This window comes from Labrenzia sp. CP4, assembly GCF_001579905.1.
Classification (GTDB): domain Bacteria; phylum Pseudomonadota; class Alphaproteobacteria; order Rhizobiales; family Stappiaceae; genus Roseibium; species Roseibium algicola.
Genome location: NZ_CP011927.1, coordinates 5,642,565 through 5,664,703, shown reverse-complemented (window position 1 = coordinate 5,664,703; position 22,139 = coordinate 5,642,565). Strand labels below are relative to the sequence as shown.

20 protein-coding genes are annotated in these 22,139 nt (G+C 59.8%); 5 read left to right on the top strand and 15 right to left on the bottom strand.

Annotated elements, in window-relative coordinates; genetic code table 11:
• Positions 1–33: 33 nt before the first annotated feature.
• The 4 genes from ACP90_RS26045 to ACP90_RS26030 all read right to left on the bottom strand — a co-directional run bounded on the left by ACP90_RS26045 (position 34) and on the right by ACP90_RS26030 (position 4,415).
• Positions 34–1,773: an alpha/beta hydrolase gene (locus ACP90_RS26045; protein ID WP_286145772.1), complete on the bottom strand. Its 1,740-nt coding sequence runs from the start codon at positions 1,771–1,773 to the stop codon at positions 34–36.
• Positions 1,774–1,991: 218 nt separating this feature from the next.
• Positions 1,992–3,011 carry a hypothetical protein gene (locus ACP90_RS26040; protein ID WP_062490895.1) on the bottom strand — a complete coding sequence of 340 codons (1,020 nt, stop codon included), beginning with the start codon at positions 3,009–3,011 and terminating at the stop codon, positions 1,992–1,994.
• On the bottom strand, positions 3,008–3,583 hold the full coding sequence (locus tag ACP90_RS26035) for a LemA family protein (RefSeq protein WP_062490893.1): 576 nt from the start codon (positions 3,581–3,583) through the stop codon (positions 3,008–3,010). The genes ACP90_RS26040 and ACP90_RS26035 overlap by 4 nt, the downstream gene beginning before the upstream one ends.
• Before the next feature lie 121 nt (positions 3,584–3,704).
• Positions 3,705–4,415 (bottom strand): LuxR family transcriptional regulator, encoded by a 711-nt coding sequence (locus ACP90_RS26030; RefSeq protein ID WP_158514219.1) that lies wholly within the window; start codon positions 4,413–4,415, stop codon positions 3,705–3,707.
• A 148-nt stretch (positions 4,416–4,563) separates the two neighbouring features.
• Between ACP90_RS26030 and ACP90_RS26025 the strand changes: the two genes are divergently transcribed.
• Entirely contained in the window at positions 4,564–5,889 is a 1,326-nt protein-coding gene (locus tag ACP90_RS26025) for a hypothetical protein (RefSeq protein WP_062490889.1), read from the top strand.
• 114 nt (positions 5,890–6,003) lie between these two features.
• On the top strand, positions 6,004–6,471 hold the full coding sequence (locus tag ACP90_RS26020) for a hypothetical protein (protein WP_062490887.1): 468 nt from the start codon (positions 6,004–6,006) through the stop codon (positions 6,469–6,471).
• Between the two features lie 42 nt (positions 6,472–6,513).
• On the opposite strand, the gene ACP90_RS26015 is transcribed toward ACP90_RS26020, so the two are convergent.
• From ACP90_RS26015 to ACP90_RS26005, 3 genes are all read right to left on the bottom strand, one after another.
• Entirely contained in the window at positions 6,514–7,236 is a 723-nt protein-coding gene (locus ACP90_RS26015; protein WP_077291034.1) for a transporter substrate-binding domain-containing protein, read from the bottom strand.
• A gap of 131 nt (positions 7,237–7,367) precedes the next feature.
• Positions 7,368–9,542 carry a xanthine dehydrogenase family protein molybdopterin-binding subunit gene (locus ACP90_RS26010; protein ID WP_062490882.1) on the bottom strand — a complete coding sequence of 725 codons (2,175 nt, stop codon included), beginning with the start codon at positions 9,540–9,542 and terminating at the stop codon, positions 7,368–7,370.
• 1 nt (position 9,543) lies between these two features.
• A complete protein-coding gene (locus ACP90_RS26005; protein ID WP_062490880.1) occupies positions 9,544–10,005 on the bottom strand; it encodes a (2Fe-2S)-binding protein in 462 nt (153 codons plus the stop codon).
• Positions 10,006–10,305: 300 nt separating this feature from the next.
• Between ACP90_RS26005 and ACP90_RS26000 the strand changes: the two genes are divergently transcribed.
• Both ACP90_RS26000 and ACP90_RS25995 read left to right on the top strand, forming a co-directional pair.
• Positions 10,306–11,025, top strand: a complete 720-nt coding sequence (locus ACP90_RS26000) for a response regulator (protein WP_062492018.1) — start codon at positions 10,306–10,308, stop codon at positions 11,023–11,025.
• A complete protein-coding gene (locus ACP90_RS25995) occupies positions 11,022–12,428 on the top strand; it encodes a HAMP domain-containing sensor histidine kinase (protein WP_201030431.1) in 1,407 nt (468 codons plus the stop codon). The genes ACP90_RS26000 and ACP90_RS25995 overlap by 4 nt, the downstream gene beginning before the upstream one ends.
• Positions 12,429–12,452: 24 nt before the next feature.
• Here the strand turns inward: ACP90_RS25995 and ACP90_RS28850 are convergent, their stop codons facing one another.
• From ACP90_RS28850 to ACP90_RS25975, 5 genes are all read right to left on the bottom strand, one after another.
• A complete protein-coding gene (locus tag ACP90_RS28850) occupies positions 12,453–12,581 on the bottom strand; it encodes a hypothetical protein (RefSeq protein ID WP_286145711.1) in 129 nt (42 codons plus the stop codon).
• Positions 12,578–14,824 carry a xanthine dehydrogenase family protein molybdopterin-binding subunit gene (locus tag ACP90_RS25990; RefSeq protein ID WP_062490878.1) on the bottom strand — a complete coding sequence of 749 codons (2,247 nt, stop codon included), beginning with the start codon at positions 14,822–14,824 and terminating at the stop codon, positions 12,578–12,580. The genes ACP90_RS28850 and ACP90_RS25990 overlap by 4 nt, the downstream gene beginning before the upstream one ends.
• A 12-nt stretch (positions 14,825–14,836) precedes the next feature.
• Positions 14,837–15,283 (bottom strand): (2Fe-2S)-binding protein, encoded by a 447-nt coding sequence (locus ACP90_RS25985; protein ID WP_062490876.1) that lies wholly within the window; start codon positions 15,281–15,283, stop codon positions 14,837–14,839.
• Positions 15,284–15,577: 294 nt separating this feature from the next.
• Positions 15,578–16,945, bottom strand: coding sequence for an MFS transporter (locus tag ACP90_RS25980; RefSeq protein WP_062490874.1), 1,368 nt, complete (start codon positions 16,943–16,945; stop codon positions 15,578–15,580).
• Entirely contained in the window at positions 16,929–17,642 is a 714-nt protein-coding gene (locus ACP90_RS25975) for a dihydrofolate reductase family protein (RefSeq protein ID WP_062492015.1), read from the bottom strand. Before ACP90_RS25975 ends, ACP90_RS25980 begins: the two co-directional genes overlap by 17 nt.
• 439 nt (positions 17,643–18,081) lie before the next feature.
• Between ACP90_RS25975 and ACP90_RS25970 the strand changes: the two genes are divergently transcribed.
• Positions 18,082–18,924: an alpha/beta hydrolase gene (locus ACP90_RS25970; RefSeq protein WP_228148114.1), complete on the top strand. Its 843-nt coding sequence runs from the start codon at positions 18,082–18,084 to the stop codon at positions 18,922–18,924.
• Positions 18,925–18,972: 48 nt separating this feature from the next.
• Here ACP90_RS25970 and ACP90_RS25965 read toward each other — a convergent pair whose 3' ends face one another.
• Genes ACP90_RS25965 through ACP90_RS25955 form a run of 3 tightly spaced genes read right to left on the bottom strand, consistent with a single transcriptional unit; the run spans position 18,973 to position 22,107 of the window.
• Entirely contained in the window at positions 18,973–21,069 is a 2,097-nt protein-coding gene (locus ACP90_RS25965; RefSeq protein WP_062490870.1) for a PAS domain S-box protein, read from the bottom strand.
• A gap of 14 nt (positions 21,070–21,083) precedes the next feature.
• Complete coding sequence (locus ACP90_RS25960) at positions 21,084–21,455, bottom strand: response regulator (protein WP_022999083.1); 372 nt, start codon at positions 21,453–21,455, stop codon at positions 21,084–21,086.
• Positions 21,445–22,107: a response regulator transcription factor gene (locus ACP90_RS25955; RefSeq protein ID WP_062490867.1), complete on the bottom strand. Its 663-nt coding sequence runs from the start codon at positions 22,105–22,107 to the stop codon at positions 21,445–21,447. The genes ACP90_RS25960 and ACP90_RS25955 overlap by 11 nt, the downstream gene beginning before the upstream one ends.
• Between the last annotated feature and the right edge of the window lie 32 nt (positions 22,108–22,139).

The following is a 22,139-nucleotide window of genomic DNA, read 5'->3' as shown; positions in this document are numbered from 1 at the left end:
GAATACTTCCCGAATGGAATGCGTGCGGACGGTCTATTTCAACCAGCCGACAGGCCCGGCCATCAGCCGGGCCACAAGCTCCGACTGACTGTGCACGCCGATCTTCTGGAAACTCTTTTTGAGATGCCCGCGTGCCGTGCTGACCAGAATTCCCTGGTTGTCTGCAATCTGGTCCAGCGATCGTCCCTCGGCGATCTCGAGGGCAATCTCCGCTTCCTTGCCGGTCAGGCCATAGGCCAGTTCGATCAGGGTCTTTCGGGTTTCGGAGGTGTCTTCGCCGGTCTGCACCCTCAACAACACCAAGCTGGCAGGCCCGTGCCTTTGAAGGCTGGTCTGTTTGAGGGCGGCCGGAAAAAACTGAAAGCCGACAGGCTTGCCCTCATGGACAATCAGTCTTTCCCCGTTCTGGCGAGAAATGACTGCCGCTTCGTTTTCTGCCAGAAGCGACTTTACCCGCGCTTTCGCGGTTTCTTGAATTTGACAAGCGTCGTCCTGCGGCAACAGGCTCGAGAGCGATGTTTCGAAGGCGCCGTTGCAATGCAGGAGGTCGTTTTGCCTGTCCAGCAGGGCAACACCGATCTGCAGCCGCTCGATCACGCTTTCCAGAAGAACGCCGAGCGTCGCGCTCATCATGACCTGCTTGTTCAGGTTGAACGCCCGTTCCCAGTGCGGCATCAGCCGGCTGATGCGCTCGTGCAGTTCCTCCTCGTTGACGTTCCCGGAGAGTTCTGCCTCATGGATCATCCGGTAGATGATTTCCGTCCATCGGCTGTCGTCGTCGATGGCGTTGTAACAGAGCTCGACAAGTTCATCCGGCTCCAGCTGCCGTGCGCCGGTTTCGCTGATCCGGTTGAGGATGTCCGAGGCAAGCTCTTCCACGCCGACTTCCCTGATATCGGCCTCAGGGCGTCTGTTTTTCTGGACCCAGTCCAGGATCCGTCCGCTGATCGAGAATTTGTCCTCTTCCAGAAACAGCGCCGACCGGGCTCCGTCGACACGTTCGGAGGCAACGTCCTCAATGCCAATCCGCGACAGGAAGCGCTCGATGGGCGGCAGGAAACCGCCGTCGCGGAGCATTGCATCTTCGCCGCCGAAGACGACAAGGCACCGCGTGCCTGGTTTCATCTGAGCGTCACGCGGCCACGACCACGCACTGAGCATGCCTTCGAAAATCTGCTTCCAATATGCGGGTGTCGGTGTCGGCCAGCCGTGCGGGTCTTCCAGAACCTGCTGAATGACACGGTGATCCGTACTCATGACATCGGCAAGGTGCCTACGATCCCTCAGGTGCGCGCCAAGGAAGGAATAGAGATGGTGCAGGGTCTGTTCGTCGGGCGTATCCGCGCCTTTCAGGCGGATTCGAACCTCGGAAAAAGTCTTGCCGAACAAGGCCAGCGTCTTCTGGTTGGGCGGCGGCGAGATGAACACGATGTGCCGGGCAAGGTCCGGCCAGGTCTTCATGACTTCCAGGGTCAGCAGGGCGGTGATATTGGGAACGACGATCAACCGGTCCTGCCAGGGCGTGTCCTCAAAGCTCTGCTCCAGCAGGTGCCGCATGTCTTCTACAGCCGATTTCCAGCCGTCTCGCGGATCCAGATGCCCGGCAACCGAGGTCTTGTCGAAGCTCTTGCCGTGTCCCCGGATATCACCGGAGTGGACGTCCCAGCCGGAGGCACGGAACCCGGCTGCGAGTGGCTGCAGCATTCCTGAATGCGTTGGTTGGCTGTGGCCCAGGAAAACGGTTCTCTTTCCCGAATAGAGACGGCGCGTCATGTTGACGGGCCAATGACGGTAATAAAGCGAAGGCCCGTCAGGTCTCGGTAGGTATTTTGCTTCCATGCGCAGATCTCGTCTCAGAACCACATCTGCCCAATGTGTCAAAAGTCCCCTTGCAGACGCCCGCCGCGAGACTGCAGCAGAAAGCCGCCGTTGCAAATCTATGAAAATCCATAGGGTCTGGCTGCATAAGCGGCGTTTCATGCCGAGTGCCCCTATTCGACGGTAGTCTTGAGAGAGAACTTTGCGGCCTCGAACTCGGTCAGCAGGTCGGCGAGATGTGCATCGACCCGGTCCGGATGCGCGTTGGCACCGACAAGCTTGTCCTGCGCCAGAAAGAACAGGACATCGTCGTCAATCACGAAGCCGACAGTATGATACCGCTGAAGCAGATCGAGCAGGGTGGTCTGAGTAGCAGGTGTCAGGATGCTGAGAACGGCAAGGTCTGCATCCGCTCCGGCATCGTTTGAACAGGAAACATGGAATGCCTCGTTAAAGGCGATGGACTCCGTCTTGATGTCCCGATCCAGAGGGCCCTTGTGGAAGAGGTTCTCCGGTCGCACTGCGGCCCGGACGCCTGTCTTGCGGCCAAGTTTATAAGCTCCCAGGAGGGAGTAGAACACGCCGAAGCCCCCTCTGCCGCCACGGGCGTCACGCCTCAGGGCAGGATTCGCCGCAAGGCCGGCTTCCATTTCCATGGCACCGATTGCGACCCAGAACGGCAATCCGTCGCTGCTGCTTGTGCCCCAGAATTCGCCATCGAATTGGGCACCGACAAAGGACCCGACCTGAAGCCTGGTCAGTTCCGGGACGCGGTCTTCCACGGCAAGCGCCCTTTCGGATTTGACCAGGCGCGTTCGGCGATCCGCGCCGTCCGATGTCATGACGGTGCCGAATTCGCGCACGCGCTCCATGAGCTTGCCGGTGTAGCTCCAGCCTTTCCTGCGTGCGAGTTCGACCCGGCGCTTCAGCTGTCGGCCGTCCCTGTTTTCAAGCTCCCCCGCCAGAAACATGAGCGCGAACATCACTGTCGTGACCGCAACAGGCACAAACGGAAAGTCGTCCGTCCAGAAGCCCTGCACCATGGTCCACAGAAGGGCAAGGATCGCCCCTATCGGCAGCATGCGCCGGACCGGAGCCGGCAGAACAACACCGGATCGGATGTCGGAGACGTCGGGGGTCTCAACGGAGATTTCACCCTTGATCGGGTCCCAGTGCGTGACGCGCCCACTCATGACGGCGCTCTTGTCAGGTCGATTGGCGGTACGGCTTCAGCGGATTTCAACTGGTCTGCATCGAGTGCGAAAAACGCTGCCCGCTCGAAGCCGAGGAGCGAGCCGACCCAACACGAAGGGATGGCATCCAGCAGCGTGTTGTAGCGATCCACATTGCCGTTATAGAGCCGACGTGCCGCACTGATCTGGTCCTCGGTTTCCTCCAGCTGTTTTTGCAGTTGAAGGATGTTTTCCGTCGAAGTCACATCAGGATGATGTTCCGTATAGCCAAGGAAAGTGCTCAGCCCCGCGGTCAGGTCGCCTTCGGCCCGTTCGATGTCCTCCAGGCTGCCCTGCCGGACCGCAATCGCCTTCTCCCGCACGTCCAGAAGACGGTCGAAGACATGGTTTTCCTGACGGATGGCGGAGCGGACCGCACTCACCAGCCCGGGAACAAGGTCATGCCGCCGCTTGAGTTGAACCTGAATGCCCGAACGCCCGTTCGCAACGGCATTTCTGGCCGCTGCCAGGCGGTTTTGCAGGTAGACGAACCCGCCAAGGCTCATGATCAGTAGGATGAAAAGCGTCGTCATGCATGTCTCCGGAAAACCCATGTCCGGAAGACAACAGAACAGTTGGGGTGACACGCGCCCTCTCCCATTTAAGGGAGCTTGAAAACGTGAAAGGCACAGGACACCTTTTCCACATTCCTGACTAAGGGGAAATCAGCCCGTTGAGCAGCGCGATGGCAATTGCCTGTTCGCGGGTCGCGGCGCGAAGTTTTGTGCGGGCGTTCTTGAGATGAAGTTCGACGGTAACCGGCCGGAGGCCGAGCTTGTCTGCAATCTGCTTGCTGCGCAGGCCTTGCGCGACCCAAAGGAGGCATTCCTTTTCCCTCGGGCTCAGCGCGATGTCCCTGTGCTCGTTTTCCAGCGCGGCCTGCAGGCGCTGGTGCGCAAAGAAGGCTGTCAGGCGGAGCAGGTCGGCATGTTCTGAAAATATCTTCTCGATTTCGTGGCGCGGCAGGCTTGAACCGAGGTTCCAGCCACCAGCTCCACCAGGCCCGGCTTGCCGCACGATACAGGACATGCCGGCACGCATGCCGGTTTCTCCAGCTTCCTGAATGAGTTGGCGCTGGGCGGCGCACAGATACGGGTAGTCCGATAGATAGTCGATACCCGTCCCCATAGGAGTAGTCGAGGTGCAGCAGTAGGCAAAGAAGGGGTCGATCCGCTCATAGGCGGCGGCGCGGTAATGAGAGGTCCAGCTTTCCGGAAAGGTGGTGAACATCGACAGACCGGCCATCGTGCGGTCGATGTAAATGAGCTTGTCGAAGCCAAAGGATTCGAAGAATTGCGCACTGGCTGTCCAGGCACTGTTGGAAGAAATTCCTTCAGGCAATTTCTCGATCAAACTGGGCGGCACTGCGTCTGTCCAAGCATAAACTATGGTTTTCCATATATTGGAGATCATAGGGTGCCGGGTTACATCGGACAACGGTTAGAGTTCACGGGGATTTTTACCTGACCAGGGCCCGTCGGACGGAAAACGTTTTCGAGGGGCTGCTTCTGGCGTGACAGGCACGGGATCACAGACAATCGTCCTTGGAACGCTTCTGTTGGGGCCATTGGTTTACGCGTTCTGGCGCAGCCGCAAGGGAACGCGTGCAGACTACATTTTCAACTCGGGCCGAACGGGTTTACTGGCCACGGTCGCCGGTATCATCTGCGGTAACATCGGCATCGGTACATTCGTTGCACTGGTGCTGTTTTCCGCGGCAAGCCCGGTCATCGGCCTGTCACTCGCGCTGGCTTACGGCACCGGGCTGCTGATGTGTGCCCTTGTCGCTCCGGGTGTGCACAGACTGTCGCAAAAATACGGGGTGAGGGGACTGATCGACCTCATCGTGGTCACCCACAAGGTACGGCATCCGATCCTGATATGGGTGCCGGTTGCCTTTGTCTTTCTTCTGCGGGCCTCGGTACAATTGATTGCCCTGGCCGTTATCCTGACGGCTGTCCTTCCAATTCCCCCGCTTGCGGCAGTCGTGCTCGCAACATTCTTTGCAGGGGCCTATACGGCGATTGGCGGCTACAGGGTGGCCACGGAAACCGACATTCCGCAGGCTGTGGTCATTCTCGTCGGCATTGCGATCCTCGGGATGTGGAACATGGAAGCGCCTACGCGGGAGCTCGTGTTTTTCGACCTTGGTCCCTACCGCTTTCCGATCCTGATCGGCATCTGGCTGTTCATACCGGCAAGCGCTGTTCTGGCAGTCGACAACTGGCAGCGGATGGCGACCGCACGCGAGCCGTCGGTTGCCCGGAGCGCATTCCTGCTCGGAGCCCCGATATGCCTTGCGGGATACCTCATTATCGTCTGGCTCGGGCTGCACAGCATGCCTGGCGGGGACGTGATGCAGATCCTGCACACGTCGGTGCCGCAGACCTGGACATGGCTTGTCGACCTGATGCTCATCGCCGTGGTGATGTCGACGATGGACACGTTCGTGATGCCGCTGATGGCCGGTCTGGAGCGGACGGAGCTGTCGCTGCGGAGATTGCAGCTGATCGTTGCCGCGCTGTTCACGTTGCTCGGTCTTTCAGCGGCCTTGTTCGCGGATGTCCTGAACTCGATCATTTCCGCCTTCAGTTCGCTGGCGGTGTTCTTGCCGGTTGTCTGGGCGTCGGTTCGCGGCCGACGTGTGAGTGCGCCGGCGGCGATCGTGTCGCTGAACGTCGGGATCGCGGTCACCGTGCTGCTGACAACGGTGGACCTGAATTCCGCGGCTTTGGCTGGCTGTCTTCTGTCCTGGTTGCTGTATGAGACAGTGTCACGCTTTGCCCCGGGTCAGTCCCTGGCGCTTCGCAAGGTTGCTGAAAGAGACGCGAGAGCTTGACGCTTCGCCGCCTGAGTAACTGCGATTTCCGTTCAAGCTCTCCCATATGGGACATTTGCAGTCTGCAAGGATCGCCTACTCCTTCCCGAGTTTCGGTTCAAAGGAGACAATCTGATGAAATACGCCTACGCTCTTGCAGTTGGCCTTCTGCTGGGTTTGCCGGCAGAATTTGCGACAGCACAGTCGCGCTCCAATGAGGGAGTGACAGGTCAACCACAAGCCTGTCCGTTCAACCATCCTGTTGGTTGCTTCATCAAGACCGGTTCCAAGGGGCCGGTGAAGTCCGTCTACTTCTTCAACGACTACAAGCAAAACCGGTGCGGGGTTCATATGCAGGTTTGCCCGGAGGGGCGCAAATGCTTCACGCGCACGGAGAAACTGAGCCTGAACAGAGCGACGGGAGAATTCTATTCAAGCCGGATCAATGGAGCGGTCACCGTGACGAACAGTTATGGGTTCTCCACCAAGACGATTGGGGCCGGTTATCCCGCCTTCATGCGGGCGAAGGTCAAATATGTCGGGAAAAACGGCAAGGCGAGAACCAGCACATTGTCCTTCAAGGCGTCGTCTGAAGGGTGCTGACGAGCCTCTGCAGCAAGCCCGGAAAGTTTGCGAAACCTTTCGTCAGTTCAGCCTTTGAACCTTGCTCAGCGCACCTTCCGTCTGCAGCCGGGAGACCGCTTCCTTGATGCGGGTCCTGACCGCTCTTCCCACATCGCATTTCGGTGTCCAGGCAAATACCGACACCTTTCTGACGGGAGTTGCGTGGAAGGTCTTGTCGAGATCGACACAATTCTCGGCGTCCTGGCTTTGCAGCAAGTTGCAGTTCGGCCGGAGGCCAACGATGGCGCTTACGCTTTGCCGGGACAGCATGTCGACCATCTGGTCCGGATGCTCGACCTCGACCTTCGCAATCTTTTCGTTGGCGTTTATTTCCGGTAGGAGCTCGGAGCCGAGCAGCAGGCCGACCGAATTGCCTTCAAGCTCTTTCAAGCTGCCGACGGGATCCAGTTTGTTCGAGTAAAGAACGACTTCCATGTCCCAGAGGCGTGCAGCCTCCTCCGAGCTGGCCCGGATTTCGGGGTGATCCGGCATCACCACAAATCCCTTGAAACAGCCACTAGCCACCGTGTGCACGCGCTTGTAGGGCATGACGATGAACTCGGGTGTAGCTCCCATCTCATCTGCGATCATTGCGGCGACGTCGACGAGCAAACCGCTGGGAGGGTTCGAGTTTTTTCCCCAGGGAGGCACTTCTATCGTCGGTACCTTGATAGTGTCGGCAATGGAAACGCCCGGGAGCAGAAAAACGCTCATGGCGACCAAAAACGCCGATAGACCCCGCATGCCGCTCCTCCTCACCCGGTTCCGAGCCGATTACAGCGAGATCATTGCGTAGTGGACCTTCCATGACAATTGTCGAAACTCTGAAGGTTTGGCAAAAAAGGCCGCCATCTCTGGCGGCCTACGGAGCATGTTTATGCGGATATGCCTCTTGTGAAGGGAAGGGTCCGAATGCGGGAACCGGTGAGCTTTTTCCAGGCATTGGCGACAGCGGGAGCAACAGGCGGTACACCCGGTTCACCGACCCCGGTCGGGTCGGCCTGCGATTTGATGATCGAAACCTCGACTTCCGGCATTTCGGACAGCCGCAGCGACCGGTAAGTGTCGAAGTTCGACTGTTCCGGCTGCCCGTTCGCATCAATGGTGATTTCGTCATACATGGCAGCGCCTAGAGCGTAGCCGACCCCGCCTTCCAGCTGAGCCCGGATCAGGTCCGGGTTGATGGCAACGCCGCAGTCGATCGCGCACCAGACCTTGTGCACCTTTGGCAATCCGTCCTCGCCGCGCGAGACTTCGGCGATTTCTGCAACGTAGCTGCGGAAACATCTGGCGATTGCAACGCCCATCGCCCTGTCGTCGCCGCTGCTGGCATCGGACCAGTTTGCCATGTCGGCGACCTGCTCGAGAACTCTACGCAACCGCGGCTCTTCTTCGGAGATCAAGGCAAGGCGACCGGCAACAGGGTCGCGCCCGGCAAGTTCCAGAAGATCATCGAGGAATGTCTCGACCGCGTAGCACGTGTGACTGCTGCCGACAGAACGCCAGAAATTGGCGCTGACCCCGTTTTCCATCAGATGCAGCCCGACACGAAGATTTGGGATTGCATAAGGCATACCCATCGCACCTTCGACGGCGGATCTGTCGATCCCGTTGCGCACGGCTCCATCAAAGGCTGTCCCTTTCAGAAAGGACTGAACGGCGATGACCTGGTCCCAGGTCGAGATGTTGCCAGCATCGTCCACACCGCCGCGCAATTTGTGAACGCACATCGGCCTGTAGCGTCCGCCTCGGATATCGTTTTCCCTGTCCCAGAGATGCTTGACCGGTCCCTGACCCCAGACCTTGGCAACGCCTACGGCTTCGGCAGCGAATTCCGCATCCGGTGTTCCAAGGCGCCCGAAGCTGCCGCCGGCAAGCATGGTATGAATTTCGACCTGCTCCGGCTTGAACGCGAGCACTTTCTCGATCTCGCGCTGGTCACGTGTGACGAGCTGGCTGGCCATCCAGATGTCGACCTTTTCCGGTGTCAGGTCGACCACCGCACCCATGGGTTCCATCGGCGCATGAGCGAGGAAAGGGAACCGGTATTCCGCTTCGATCTGCCGGGCGGCGTCCTTCAGTGGCATGTCACCTTCACCACGCTTTTCAGCTTCTGCACCGGGGGTCTGGGCAGCCGCGGCATAGGTAGAGAACATCTCTTCGCTGCTGCGCGTTTCAGCCTTCGTCAAATCCCATTCGACCTCCAGAGCCGCCTTGCCCTGCATGGCCGCGTAGCGCGTGCGGGCAATCACCACGACGCCGCGCCCGACCTCGTGAACGGCCAGCACGCCCGGCAGGCCGAGCGCGGCCGCGGCATCGACGCGTGATACCGTTGCGCCAAAGACCGGCGGGTGCAGGATGGAGCTGTGGACCATTCCGTCCAACGTCATGTCGATGGTGTAGATTGCCTGACCGGACGATTTTTCGAGACCATCCACACGCCTGAGATCGCTGCCGATCAGCGTGAAGTCGGCAGGATTCTTGAGAACCGGCTCAGTGACGGGCGGCATCTGCGCCGCGGTTTCGGCGAGGGCTCCGAATCCGGATGTCCGGCCACTGGGTGCGTGACGCACGATCCCGGATTTCACGTCGATTTCCTTTTCCGGTACGTTCCAGAGGCGTGCGGCAGTGGCAACAAGCATCGCCCGGGCAGCCGCGCCTGCCTTGCGCATCTGGTAATAGCTGTTGGCCATCGCCGATGAGCCGCCCGTTCCCTGCATGCCCATGTTGAGATTGGCATAAAGCTCGACATCCGCAGGCGCTGCCTCGACGCGCATCTGGTCCCAGTCCGCATCCAGTTCTTCGGCAGCGAGTGTTGCCAGACCGGTGAATGTTCCTTGTCCGAATTCGATATGCTTGGAAATCACGGTGACGGTGTTGTCGGGAGCGATTTTCAGGAAGGCATTGGGTGCTGCCGGCAAATCCCGCATCTCTGCGGGGCTCATCCGCCGGATCGCCTGACCGAAGCTTTGGGTCGGAAGCACCATGGATATGACAAGTCCGCCGCCGATGCGGGACAGGAAGGACCGTCGTGTCAGGGGTGTGTTCATCTCAGGTCCTCAGGGTTTCAGCGGCACGCTGGATTGCATGGCGAATGCGGACGTAGGACGCGCAGCGGCAGATGTTGCCGGACATGGCGTCGTCGATATCCTCATCGCTCGGGTTCGGATTGTGTTGCAGCAGATCGATGGCGGACATCACCTGACCGGACTGGCAATAGCCGCATTGGGGAACGTTGAAGTTGCTCCAGGCATCCTTGACCGCCACGGACACCTCGTCGACGAGACCTTCGATCGTCCGCACGGACTGACCGTCAATGCTTTCGACCGAAGTGATGCAGGCCCTCTGGCCCATGCCGTCAACGTGAACGGTGCAGGCGCCGCACTGGGCAATGCCGCAACCGAATTTCGTTCCGGTGAGACCGTATTCGTCCCGGATCACCCAGAGAAGAGGCGTTTCCGGGTCGCCGTCATACGTCACCTCTTTGCCGTTGAGTTCGAATGTCACAGCCATCCAACAACTCCTTTGCTCTCGTTGATGCCAACGCCTGGCCGTTGCCGGCGTGGTCATCGACAAAAACTGAGGGAGAGACGTCGCAGGGATGTGCCGGGAGAACGAGCGTTTGTATCGTTTGTATCGTGGCGGACGCGCAGCCACCTGCGCCGACGAGGATGACCGGGCAAGCAAAGCTGCTCTCTGTTGGCACCCGGAACCGGCATCAACCGGACATGTATGCCACATTTGATACATTTGCCGACGTGGCCGGCGCTTCGATCTGGGCTATTCATGAGGTGTTCTGCCGGGATGAGCATCATGAAAGACAAGCCGCATATCGTCATCGTCGACGACCACCGGGAAATCCGCGACCTGATCGGGGACTACCTGACAGGCCATGGCTACCGGGTCAGCCTTGCCGACGGTGGGGACGCGCTCAGAAAGGTGCTGAAGTACAACGCCCCGGATCTCATACTGCTCGATGTGATGATGCCGGGCGAAGACGGACTGGAGATCTGTCGCAACTTGCGGTCTGAAACGCAGGTTCCGGTCATCTTCCTGACCGCTCTTGCCGAGGATACGGACAGGATCCTGGGTCTGGAAATGGGGGCCGACGATTATGTCGTCAAACCTTTCAACCCGCGGGAAGTTCTGGCCCGTATCAGGGCGGTGCTGCGCAGAGTGGACAATATACCCTTCAATCGTGGCAAGTTTTCCAAGGAGACAATCCGTTTCGATCAGTGGACGCTCGACCTCGGCAGGCGTGAGCTGGAGCGGAGTGATGGTCTGACGGTTGCATTGAGCACGGTCGATTTCCGGCTTCTGAAAGTGTTTCTGGAAAATCCCAAAGCGGTGCTGACTCGGGAAAAATTGCTGGACCTTACGGTGGGCAAGGAAGCCGAACCCTTCGATCGCAGCATCGACAATCAGGTCAGCCGGCTGCGCAAGAAGATCGAGGCCAATCCAAAGAACCCGAGGATCATCCAGACCCACTGGGGCGGTGGCTACAGCCTCGGCGTGGACGTGGAAATAACATGATCAGCTGGTGGAAACGCAGTCTCGGCCGGCAGATCATCGGCCTCATGCTGATCGCGCTGGTTCTTGGTCAGTGCATCGGCTTCGCGCTTTCCTGGAACAGCCGCAGGGCGGCCCTCAAGGAAGCCGCCGAAAGTGAGTTCGTCAGCCGTACGTCAGCGCTTTGCGAAGTGATCCAGTCGATGACGGAGGACTTCAAGACAAATGTCCTGCTTGCCAGCGCGACGACCTACACAAGGTTCTGGCGAAGCGCCGAAGATCCGAGACCGGAAGGACGGAACTGGTACATCGTTGCCCGAAACGAGCTTCTGACGCCGCTCTCCGATATACTGAAGACACCCCCTCAGGCAGCAACGGTGAGCAATACGGCTTCCGAGGAATTCGTGCAGCGAAAATCCTTCGAGGGCTGGTCTGCCATGGAAAGCCCGCTGTGGACCTGCCCGCAAGCGGCAAGCGTCCTGCCGTTCAGGGACCAGATCGGTCTTGGCATCGTCGTGGAGCTTGCCGATGGAAGCTGGCTGAACGCGGTTTTCTACAAGACCCACATCCCCAACGACGGCACTTATCAATCGCTCGTCTCGACTGTTGCGACAGGGATTGCTCTTTGTCTGTTCGGCATCTTTGCGACCCGCCGCATTGCCCAGCCTCTGAGTGCGCTTGCCGATGCGGCGGAAAAAATCGGCCGCGGTGAGGAAAGCGCACCTGTGCCGGAACGCGGGCCCCGCGACATTGCAAGATTGTGTGGCACCTTCAACCAGATGCAGGATCGGCTGCGCCGGTTCGTCGAAGACCGGACACAGATGCTGGCGGCAATCGGCCATGATCTCAGGACCCCGCTCACGACGATGCGGTTGCGTGTCGAACAGATTGGAGACCCGCAACTGCGTGACCGGCTGACCGAAACCATCGACGACATGAAATCGATGACCGATGCCACGCTGTCTTTCGCCAGGGCGGATGCCGCCACCGAAAAGACAAGGCTGGTGGACATGGGCTCGCTCCTGGAGAGCCTTTGCGACGACATGAGGGAACTCGGGTTCGATATCGACTTTGAGGAAGCTGACGGGATCTCCTGCCGGTGCCGCCCGGACGGCATCAGGCGCGCCGTTCGTAATCTCGTCGAGAACGCCTGCCAATACGCAGGCAAAGCTTCCGTTTCCTGCGAAAGGACACCATCGGCAGTCGTGATCACTGTCGCCGACACCGGGCCGGGGATTCCGGACGCGGATCTTGAACAGGTCTTTCTGCCTTTTTTCCGGTTGGAACAGTCAAGAAACCGGGACACCGGTGGCACCGGCCTCGGCCTGTCGATTGCCCGCGCCGTTGCCCGCCAGCACGGCGGCGACATTCGGCTGGAACCGAACAAGCCGGGCCTGCGTGCCGTTTTGACCGTACCTTGTCAGTAGGGACCCATGCCTGGCGTTCCGTCGTCACGGTGCGTGCCTATCCACATTCTTGACGTCAACAGGCAGGGGGTGGTCGCCCCCCTGCGCAAAAGCGCAGGAAGCACCATAAATCATCAGCGAGATGCCGATGGCTGCAATGATCTTGCTGATCATCCGTTTGCTCCCGAAAAATCAAACCTGGAAAGCGGCAGGCTCCGGATCCGTTCGCCGGTGAGAACAGCTACGGCATTTGCGACTGCCGGCGGCACGCCTGGAAGCCCGGGTTCGCCGACACCTCCCATCGGTGCACCGCTCTCCACGATACGTACATGAACGCGCGGCATGCGCTCAGGAGGCAGGATCGGATACATGTCGTAATTGCGGGCTTCGGGCATACCATCGGCGTAGACGACCTCTTCCAGCAACGCGGAAGAAAGACCCAGTGTCACGGCGGAGTTTACCTGAGCTTCGATAATCGCAGGATTGACGATGCTGCCCGGATCGATTGCAACCCAGACATCGTGAACGACCACTTCGCCGCCATCCAGAGAGACTTCTGCAATCGTTGCCACCTCGCTGCCGAAAGGAGAGGCCATGGCAACACCGCGGGCGCGCCGCGTTCCGTCTTCCGCCTCAAAGGGGCCCCTTTTCCAACCGCCGGACAAGTCACCAACCGTCTGCAGCAGTGTCTTGTGGCGTGGGCTGTGGTCCAGTAACTTGAGACGCAGTTCAAAGGGATCCTGCTCGCCCGCATCAGCCATTTCGTCGAAAAAGGACTCATAGAAGAAATCATTCATAGAATGACCGACGGAACGCCAGAAACCTATGATGGCCGGATCGTCGACATGGATCTGGCCCACACGCTTGTTTGCGATCGCGTAGGGCTTGCCGGCAATTCCTTCGACCGATGAGCTGTCGACCTTGTCCGGTTGACGACCGTACCAGCGTCCGGTGGGGCCTTCGCCGACGACAACCGCATCGAACGCCAGGGGATGGCCATCCGGGCCGATCGCAGCCCTGAACCGCACCGTGCCAATTGGCCGAAGAGCATCGCGCAGGAATTCTTCCTCGCGGCTCCAAAGGAGTTTTACCGGGCGGCCTGCCGCCTTGGACAGCAGGATTGCCTGCGGATAGGGATTTGCCGTCTGATAGAGGAAATGACGGCCGAAGAAGCCCCCGAGCATCGGGGAATGAACAATGACCTTGTCCGCAGATATCCCGGCCACCTTCGCGGCATCGGCCTGGAACATCTCTGGAGCCTGGTTCGGGACCCACATTTCCAGGGTGCCGTCGTCATTCCAGCGTACAAGCGCAGAGGGCGGCTCAAGCTGACCGTGTGCCAGATAGGGGGCGTCATAGGCGGCTTCGATCACCTTGGCGGAGGATGCTAGCGCGGCATCGGCATCTCCTTCGGTTTCAAACGCGATCCCTTGACCAGCCGTCGCCTTGAGCATTTCCTTGTGCGCTTCGGAGGAGAAGGTGTCCTGCATGGCGCGAGCGGTACCTGGGGGAGCTTCTGTCCACTCGACTTCCAGCTTCTCAACGGCCATCCGGGCGCGCCACCAGCTGTCGGCCAGAACCGCGACGGCACCGGGCAATTTGTGAAGGGAATGCACGCCGGGCATCGTCGCGACGTCTGCCTCATTGGCGAATGCGCCAGGTTGCTGGCCAAGACGTGGCGCATGTTGTACCGCACCGTAGAGCATACCATCGACCGAAAGATCGATCGCGTATTGCGCCTGTCCCGTGGACTTGTCGAGAACGTCCAGCCTGTCGTGTGGCTTTCCGATCCAGCGGAATTCATCCTTCAATCGTAATTCGACAGTTTCCGGCACCGGAAGGTCCGCCGCAGCTGTCGCAAGGTCTCCATAGGGGATCGACTGCCCGGAGGCCGGATGAACCACTTTCCCGGGTTCGGTCGTGAGGGTTTCAATCGGCACGCCAAGGCGCTCAGAGGCGGCTTGCAGCAGCATCTGACGGGCAGTCGCACCAAGCTTGCGCATGGCGTCATAGCTCATGCGCACGGACATGCTGCCGCCGGTAAAGCGAATTTGCCCACCGATCAGCAGGTAGTCAGATCCCGGGGGCGCCGTTTCAACTTGAAAGTTGCCCGGCTCGACATCCAGTTCCTCACCGACGATCTGGGCCATTGCGGTGTAGATACCCTGCCCACCTTCCACAAAAGCGCTGCGGAATTTCACCGTGCTGTCGGCCAGAATTTCCAGGTAGGCATCGATCCGGGTACCCGGCGTGGTCTGGCCGGTCTGCGCAATCGCCCGCCCGGTTCCAGCAGGAAGAGATACGGTCAGAACCAGCGCGCTGATAGAACCGGCGAGAAAGCCACGGCGTGAGACGTTCAGCGGGCGTGCTGTGTTTATATCGGCGCGCGTGAAACCGGAATTTTCATCAATATTCATGGGAGCGCCTCCTTAAGCTTCCGCAGCCTGACGCACGGCTCTCGAAATCGCATTGTAAGTGCCGCATCGGCACAGATTGGTCATTGCTGCGGCAATGTCGTCTTCCGATGGGCTGGCGTTTTCCTTGAGAAGGGACGTGGCAGCCATGACCTGGCCAGACTGGCAATAGCCGCATTGCGGCACCTGGTTTTCCACCCAGGCGTCGACCACTTTCCTGCCGATCGGATCTTGTTCAATTGCTTCGATGGTCGTGATCTCGGAACCGGCGACACTTTCGACCGAGGTGACACAGGTACGGGTCGCGTAACCGTCGACAAGCACCGTGCAGGCTCCGCATTGAGCAAGGCCACATCCGTATTTGGTACCGGTCATTCCGAGCGTGTCCCGCAATACCCACAGCAACGGGGTGTCGGGTTCAACGTCAACCTGGTGCCGGGATCCATTGATGTTCAGTTCCATGGTGCCTCTCCTCGAGCTTTCATGAAGGCGTGCCGACGACTGATTGCCCAACGCGGCAACATGCTTGCGTCCGTTTCGCTTCAGGCAGCGTCATGCCCGGCGCGTCACGGGTAATATGAAGTCATCAGGCCGGAGGATTAAGGCGCGTCTCTTGAAACGAGTTATGATCTGACCTCATGAAACGAACCGGGCGAACCAAGTGGATGTCCCTGGCCTGCACACAGCGACAGCCCGCTGACAAAGCAGGCAAGGTCTGGTCATTGAGCGATGTCGAGGGCGCTTCTGCCGCCAGGGTCACACTGTCGGTCGGGTCCCACGACGACTGACGAACAGCATGGCTGCAACGCCGATCAGGCTGCTGACGGTGCTGACAATGACCGCCCCATGCCAGCCGGCAAAAAAGCCCTCGACCGTCGGTTCTGCAATCAGAAGGGAGACAAGTGCAATGCCGATGGCCGAACCGAGGTAGCGGGCCGTGTTGTTGGCGGCGGACCCCATGGCACTGCGTTCTGGGGGGACCGTCTGCACAGCTTCGTGGCCCAGGGAAGCGTTCAGGACGCCATTGGCCAGCCCGGCGATGAACAGACCGGGAAGAACGGCCGCCCAGGTCTTATCGGCATCAGCGGCAATCAGCAGGAACTGGGCAAGTGCACAACCGAGAATGGCCCAGATAACCCTTTGTCTAGAAGTGAACCGGTCCGGCAGCAGGCGTGCCGCAAGAGCGGCGATAACGGTGACCCCGGACCAGGCGACAAGAACAACGGCAGCAAACAGCGGTTCCATTCCAAGGCCGCGGACCAGAACGGTCGGAACCATGGACATAAGGGCAAGCACACCTGCGCCCGAGGCGAAGGCCGCAATTGTGGCTCCCGTGAAATTGGCATCGCCGAAAAGATCCAGTGTCAGGATCGGATTTCTGACCCGTTTTTCGATCGCCACGAAAATCGCGATGAGCAGAAGACCGGAAGCCGAAAGGGTTACGACCGTCATCGCTGACCCGACCCGCGCCTCGGTCAATGCCGAAAGAAGGCACCCGAGCCCGGCCATCAGGACGACGCTTCCCGCCAGATCGACCTTCTGACCGCTGGGTTGGCTTTCCGGAAGGCGTGCCCGGGCCGCGAGGGCGAGCAGGGCCGAGGTTACCGCTATCAGCCAGTGTATCGCGGCCCAGCCCGAAACCCCGAGCAGGAGTGATGCGATGATCGGGCCTGCGGCCACACCGCCGCCAAGTGCCGCCGCCCAGATTGCCGCTGCGTGCCGGCGCGCTTCGCCCTGGTAGATCTGTCCGAGCAATCCGAGGCCACAGGCCATGATGCCGGCACTTCCAAGGCCCTGTACGATGCGCATGAGGATCAGAAAGAGGCCGCTGGTGGCAAGCGCTGCGGCAACCGACGACAGAACCGTGAGCCACAGTCCGCCGGTGAACGTCATTCGCCGGCCAAGTGTGTCACCGAGGGCGCCTGCGGTCAGCAGGCCGCAGGCCGCCCCAAGTGGCATGCCGCCCATGACCCACGCCTGACCGGCCGACGACAGGTGCAGTTCACGTGTCATCGCTTCCAGCGTCGTCAGCGGCGCGGTGAAGACGACGAGTGCAAGGAACGTCGCGAAGGCTATGATGATCAGGGCCCCGGCAGGGGGATGAGATTCAGATGTCACTGTCATTCCGGTCTCGATGGGATGTCTCCCGGATCACCTTGTGGCGGATCCAGATGGTTCCGTCGTCAAATGTGCTGGAGGAGATGAGTTCGAGCCTGCGGGCATCACACGGTTGCGTATGCTCGTAAATGGCTGGAATGCCGCTCTGTCCATCAATAACCGGGAAGACGAGTGTGCTGGTTTCATCGATCATGTCGGCTGCCAGAAACGCGCCGTTGAGAGTACCGCCGCCTTCCAGCAACAGACGCCGGCAATCGAAGGCTTCCGAAATCCTTGTCAGCGCACCGGACAGGTCGGTTCCCTCCGCACCGGCAAAGAAAACGGAAATACCGCGGGCGTTCAGGTCCTGGACATGGTCGTCCGCAACTCTTTCCGAGAGCACGATCACGAGATGATCGCCGTCGAGGTCTCCGGTTTCGGGGCGTAGACGCCCGGAGCGGTCAAAGCAGATTGCGACCTTGTTTCCAGAAGAGCCGGCTATGAGATCCGGACGCGGAACCGGACCTGTAGAGATGCAGGGTTCAGCTGAGGCAATGAAATCTTCCATTGTGCGCCGACCGACAATCCAGCCGTCACTGTCCAGACGTTCGGCAGCGCTTTCATAGGCTGTCATGACTTCTTCCTCGCTTACCGGCCAGCGACCGGGAAGGAGGCGGCCGTCGAGAGAGGTGATCATGTGGCAGATGATGAAAGGTCGTTGCATTTGATGCGTTGCTTCCGGTTTCAAGGCGCTTGGGAGGCAAGTCGAATTTGGAGCTGACACATTACCCCGCAGACCGGATGGAAAATATGCCCTGAGCCCAGCTTGCACTGATGAGAAGGACTCATGAAACAAGCCGGCTTTCGTCGACGAAATTGGCTCAGCACCAGCTTCAATCAAACACGAGGTTAAATACAACCATACCGATGTATGAGCGGTAAGACCTGCCGTACAATGGTTCCACGGTGCCCTTTCCCGCAGGCTGATGACGTCACCGCAGGCACCGCCTGCATCAGCTACGGGGAACAACATGTCCATGAAATCTGTCACGCGACGCTTCGTTCTTGAAGGACTGGCATCGGCCCCCGCGATCGGCGGGGCCGTATCCATCGTTATGCAACCGACCCCCGCCACGGCGGAAGAAATCAGGGGAACAAGCCAGATGACCGCGCAATTCGTTACCACCGCAGACGGCACCGAAATCTTTTACAAGGATTGGGGTCCGAAAAACGCCCAGCCGATCCTGTTTCACCACGGCTGGCCGCTTTCTGCCGATGACTGGGACGCCCAGATGATGTTCTTTCTGGCGAAGGGGTACCGGGTGCTGGCGCACGACCGGCGCGGCCACGGCCGTTCGACCCAGACCTTCGACGGCAACGAGATGGACACTTACGCCGATGACGTGAAGGCGCTGGTGGAAGCGTTGGACCTGCAAAACGTCATCCACGTCGGCCACAGCACCGGCGGTGGCGAGGTGGCCCGCTACCTCGGCCGTCACGGCACTGCCCGTGCTTCAAAGGCCGTGCTGCTTGGCGCTGTGCCGCCGTTGATGGTCAAGACGGCGGCCAACCCGGGCGGTCTGCCGCTGGAAGTGTTCGACGGTTTCCGGGAAACCTTTCTGGCCAACCGTTCGCAGTTCTTCCACGATATTCCGGCAGGCCCGTTTTACGGTTTCAACCGGCCGGGTGCCGTTGTCAGCCAGGGCATCGTCGACAATTGGTGGCGCCAGGGCATGATGGGGGGAGCAAAGGCTCATTACGACTGCATCAAGGCGTTTTCCCAGACCGACTTCACGGAAGACCTGAAAAAAATCGATATTCCGGTTCTGGTCATGCACGGCGACGACGACCAGATCGTCCCGATCGGGGCCTCGGCGCTGGAAAGCATCAAGCTGCTGCCGAAGGGCACGCTGAAGGTCTATGAGGGGTTGCCGCACGGCCTTGCAACGACCCATCCGGACATCGTCAATCCCGATCTTCTGGAGTTCTTCGTCCAGCCGGCGTGAGGACTTGGTTTCAGCCAGATAAACGGGAGGACGGCAGCGTCCTCCCGATCATGTTTGCACCGTTGCAGAGGCAACGGGCAGCTCCACCTGCAACCGTGCCCCGCCGAGCGGTGAACCGTCCGCCAGGATCCTGCCGCCATGACCTTCCACGATATTGCGGCAGATGGACAGGCCGATGCCAAGTCCGGTCTGTTTGGTGGTGTAGAAGCTTTCGAATATACGCTCGCGCATCTCCGCCGGAATGCCGGCACCGGTATCTTCCACGCGGATGACAACCCTGTTGTCCACCTGCGAGGTCGTGACTTCGATCAGCGGGAAGGGAATGTTCTTGCGAGCAAGTTCCTGGACGGCGTTGAGAATGAGATTGACCACCACCTGCTGGATCTGCACCCGGTCGACAAGGACATCCGGCAGGCCGTCCTTCAGCGCGGTTCGTGTATTTGTGCCGTGGGCTTGCAGCTCGTGGGAAAGAAAAACCAGAGCCTCCTCGATGATCCGATTGACTGATGCTGCAAGCTGCTGGGTCTCCCGCTTGGTGGCCATGGAGCGGATCCGGGACACGATGTCGGCCGCGCGCCTTGCGTCGCAGACCATCGCCTCGTTGATGGCCATCAGTTCCTCAAGATCGGGGTCGGGCCGCTTCAGCCAGCGGCCGGCGGCTGACCCGTTTGCGGCGATTGCCGCCAGCGGCTGGTTGACCTCATGGGCGATGGAGGCTGCCAGTTCCCCGAGCACCGAAAGCCGGGAAGCATGCGCGAATTCGGCCTGAAGCTTTTGCAGGGCGGACTTTGCCTCGACTTCATCCGTGATGTCCACGAGCCCGACAAGCGTCATCTTCCTTGCCCGCAGGATCGGCGAGGCATTGACCAGGAACATCGTGTCGAACTCGCTTCCGTCGAGGCGGCAGTTCCGGGCGCGGACTTCGAACGGGGTTGCCGAGGCGAAGCTGTGCTGAAGCACGGCCCGGAAGGCCTCTTCACCGGACGCTGGCCAGAAGCGGGATACTGTCTGGCCTATGAGGTCCTCTGCCGTTTCCGCACCAAGTATCTTGAGAGCAGCTGTATTGACCTCAACGATGAGGCAGCCCTCCATGGCGCGCCTGAGATCCTCCGGATGGTCGTCAAGATGAGCGCCCATGTCGGTAATGCCTCGGGCATGCAAGTCGTCATAGAAGCCAAGCAAGCCCGCAGTGTCGAGCTGGAACAAGGCCGTGGACATGGCCTGGAAAAGATCGCGGAAACGCAGTTCCGACTGTCTCAGTTCCTCTTCCACCTTGACGCGGTCGGTAAGGTCAATGACACCGACCAGAACCGAGCCACGACCATGATGGCCCTCCGGCCAACACACGGTGAAGAGCGCATCGATCAGCTGCCCGTCGAGCGTCGACAGCCGGGTTTCAGTCTGCAGGTTCGGTTCACGCCGCAGGGCGGCCAGCAAGGATCGGGCATAGATGGTCCGGCTTTCCTGCGGCCAGAATGGCGAAATGTTCCGGCCGATCATGCCGTCCCGGTCCTTGCCCCCGAACAGCCGCACTGTCGCATCGTTGACATCCAGGATCGTCGTGCGGGCAATGGCCTCGTCGATAAACTCGGGATGGTTTTGAAAATAGGCCGCGAAATCGGTGACGCCGGATTGCAGCAGGCCGCCTATCATCTGGCGGACTTCGGTGAAGTCCAGTTCCCAGAACGAGGCGGCCATGGCCTGGAACACGTTCGTGTACTGGTGGGTGAGTGTGCGGACGGAGATTTCCGCATCACTCAACGCGGTGATGTCGCGTCCGTATTCGATGATCCACTCGGACTGCCCGTCTGCCGCTGGCACCATCGCCCAGGTCGTTTCCACGGTGAGAGTGTTGCCGGAGGCGGTGGTGCGTTCCAGATCACCGTCCCAGGCCCGGTGCGTTGCGAAAGTCTGCTGCAGGGCCTGGACGGGTTGAGGATGCCGGCTTTGCAGCAGCGTGTTCAGCTCCTGTCCGAGTACTTGAGCCGATGTCCAGCCATAGAGCGTTTCGCTCGCCCGGTTCCAGTAGGCGATGCGCCAGGTTCCGTCGCACAGGACGACGCTTTGCGGGGCATGGTCCAGAAGGGCGGTTGCTGCCGCGTCAGGGCGCTGCAATTCAGAAAGAGGGATAGGTCCTTCCAGCATGCGGCATCTCCCGTTCAGTCGGCAAGGGCCTGCTCGATCGTGTTGAGTAAGTCGTCGGTATCGAAGGGTTTCCGGAATACCGAGTAGGCTCCCGAGGCCTCCGCCCGGTCAAGCAGATTCTGCTCGGTCTTGGCGGTGATCATGATCACGGGTACCTGGCAGTCCAGATCGTCGAGCCGGTCTTTCAACTCGATGCCGGACATGCCCGGCATGTGAATGTCTGTAATGATCAGATCTGTGTCGCCAAGCACCGCGCGGTTCAGGAAAAGGTCGGCGGTGGCAAAGGTTGAAACGCGCATTCCCACTGAACGCAGCAGCGACGAAATGGCGTTGCGCAGCGATTCATCGTCATCGATGACCGCCACGCAGGCTGCCTCAGAGGTCATGACTGTCGAGCCTCGCCAATCCGGAGGCATCCACATGAGGGTCTTTCAGACCGAGGATCTGGGCCATGCGCACAAGGTCGGCCAGGGTTCTGGCTCTCATTTTTTTCATCATCGTTCCACGGTGGATCTTTACTGTGATTTCGCTGAGGTCGAGATCCGCTGCGACCTGCTTGTTGAGGCGTCCGGCACAGACACGCGTCATCACCTGACGTTCGCGCCGGGTCAGGCTTTCGTACAGAGCCTGCAACTGGTCTTTTTCCCGATTGTCGGTCCGATTGCGGCTGTCGCGTTCGATTGCAATTGCCACCGCATCCAGAAGGTCCTGATCCCGGAAAGGCTTCGGCAAAAAGTCGACTGCACCCGACTTCATCGCGCTGACGGACATCGGGATATCTCCGTAGCCGGTCATCATGATGGCCGGCATACGGATCCCGAGATCCTCCAGTTGGCGTTGAAAGTCGAGACCGCTCATGCCGGGCAGGCGCACATCGAGCAAAAGACACCCCGGAGTGTCGTTGTTGCCGGCCTCAAGAAAAGCCGCGACGGACACATAAGGCCTCGCCTCAAGACCAACGGACCGGAACAGCCGGACCAGGGCTTCGCGTAGCGAGGTGTCATCGTCGATGATGTGAACAATCGGATTGTCAGTCATGGCCAAGTCCTCGCATGGGCCTGCAGTCCGTT

Coding starts and splice junctions, on each gene's coding strand:
- ACP90_RS26045 (WP_286145772.1), bottom strand. CDS start 1,773: ATGACGCGCCGTCTCTATTCGGGAAAGAGAACCGTTTTCCTGGGCCAC.
- ACP90_RS26040 (WP_062490895.1), bottom strand. CDS start 3,011: ATGAGTGGGCGCGTCACGCACTGGGACCCGATCAAGGGTGAAATCTCC.
- ACP90_RS26035 (WP_062490893.1), bottom strand. CDS start 3,583: ATGACGACGCTTTTCATCCTACTGATCATGAGCCTTGGCGGGTTCGTC.
- ACP90_RS26020 (WP_062490887.1), top strand. CDS start 6,004: ATGAAATACGCCTACGCTCTTGCAGTTGGCCTTCTGCTGGGTTTGCCG.
- ACP90_RS26015 (WP_077291034.1), bottom strand. CDS start 7,236: ATGCGGGGTCTATCGGCGTTTTTGGTCGCCATGAGCGTTTTTCTGCTC.
- ACP90_RS26010 (WP_062490882.1), bottom strand. CDS start 9,542: ATGAACACACCCCTGACACGACGGTCCTTCCTGTCCCGCATCGGCGGC.
- ACP90_RS26005 (WP_062490880.1), bottom strand. CDS start 10,005: ATGGCTGTGACATTCGAACTCAACGGCAAAGAGGTGACGTATGACGGC.
- ACP90_RS26000 (WP_062492018.1), top strand. CDS start 10,306: ATGAAAGACAAGCCGCATATCGTCATCGTCGACGACCACCGGGAAATC.
- ACP90_RS25995 (WP_201030431.1), top strand. CDS start 11,022: ATGATCAGCTGGTGGAAACGCAGTCTCGGCCGGCAGATCATCGGCCTC.
- ACP90_RS28850 (WP_286145711.1), bottom strand. CDS start 12,581: ATGATCAGCAAGATCATTGCAGCCATCGGCATCTCGCTGATGATTTAT.
- ACP90_RS25990 (WP_062490878.1), bottom strand. CDS start 14,824: ATGAATATTGATGAAAATTCCGGTTTCACGCGCGCCGATATAAACACA.
- ACP90_RS25985 (WP_062490876.1), bottom strand. CDS start 15,283: ATGGAACTGAACATCAATGGATCCCGGCACCAGGTTGACGTTGAACCC.
- ACP90_RS25980 (WP_062490874.1), bottom strand. CDS start 16,945: ATGACAGTGACATCTGAATCTCATCCCCCTGCCGGGGCCCTGATCATC.
- ACP90_RS25975 (WP_062492015.1), bottom strand. CDS start 17,642: ATGCAACGACCTTTCATCATCTGCCACATGATCACCTCTCTCGACGGC.
- ACP90_RS25970 (WP_228148114.1), top strand. CDS start 18,082: ATGACCGCGCAATTCGTTACCACCGCAGACGGCACCGAAATCTTTTAC.
- ACP90_RS25965 (WP_062490870.1), bottom strand. CDS start 21,069: ATGCTGGAAGGACCTATCCCTCTTTCTGAATTGCAGCGCCCTGACGCG.
- ACP90_RS25960 (WP_022999083.1), bottom strand. CDS start 21,455: ATGACCTCTGAGGCAGCCTGCGTGGCGGTCATCGATGACGATGAATCG.
- ACP90_RS25955 (WP_062490867.1), bottom strand. CDS start 22,107: ATGACTGACAATCCGATTGTTCACATCATCGACGATGACACCTCGCTA.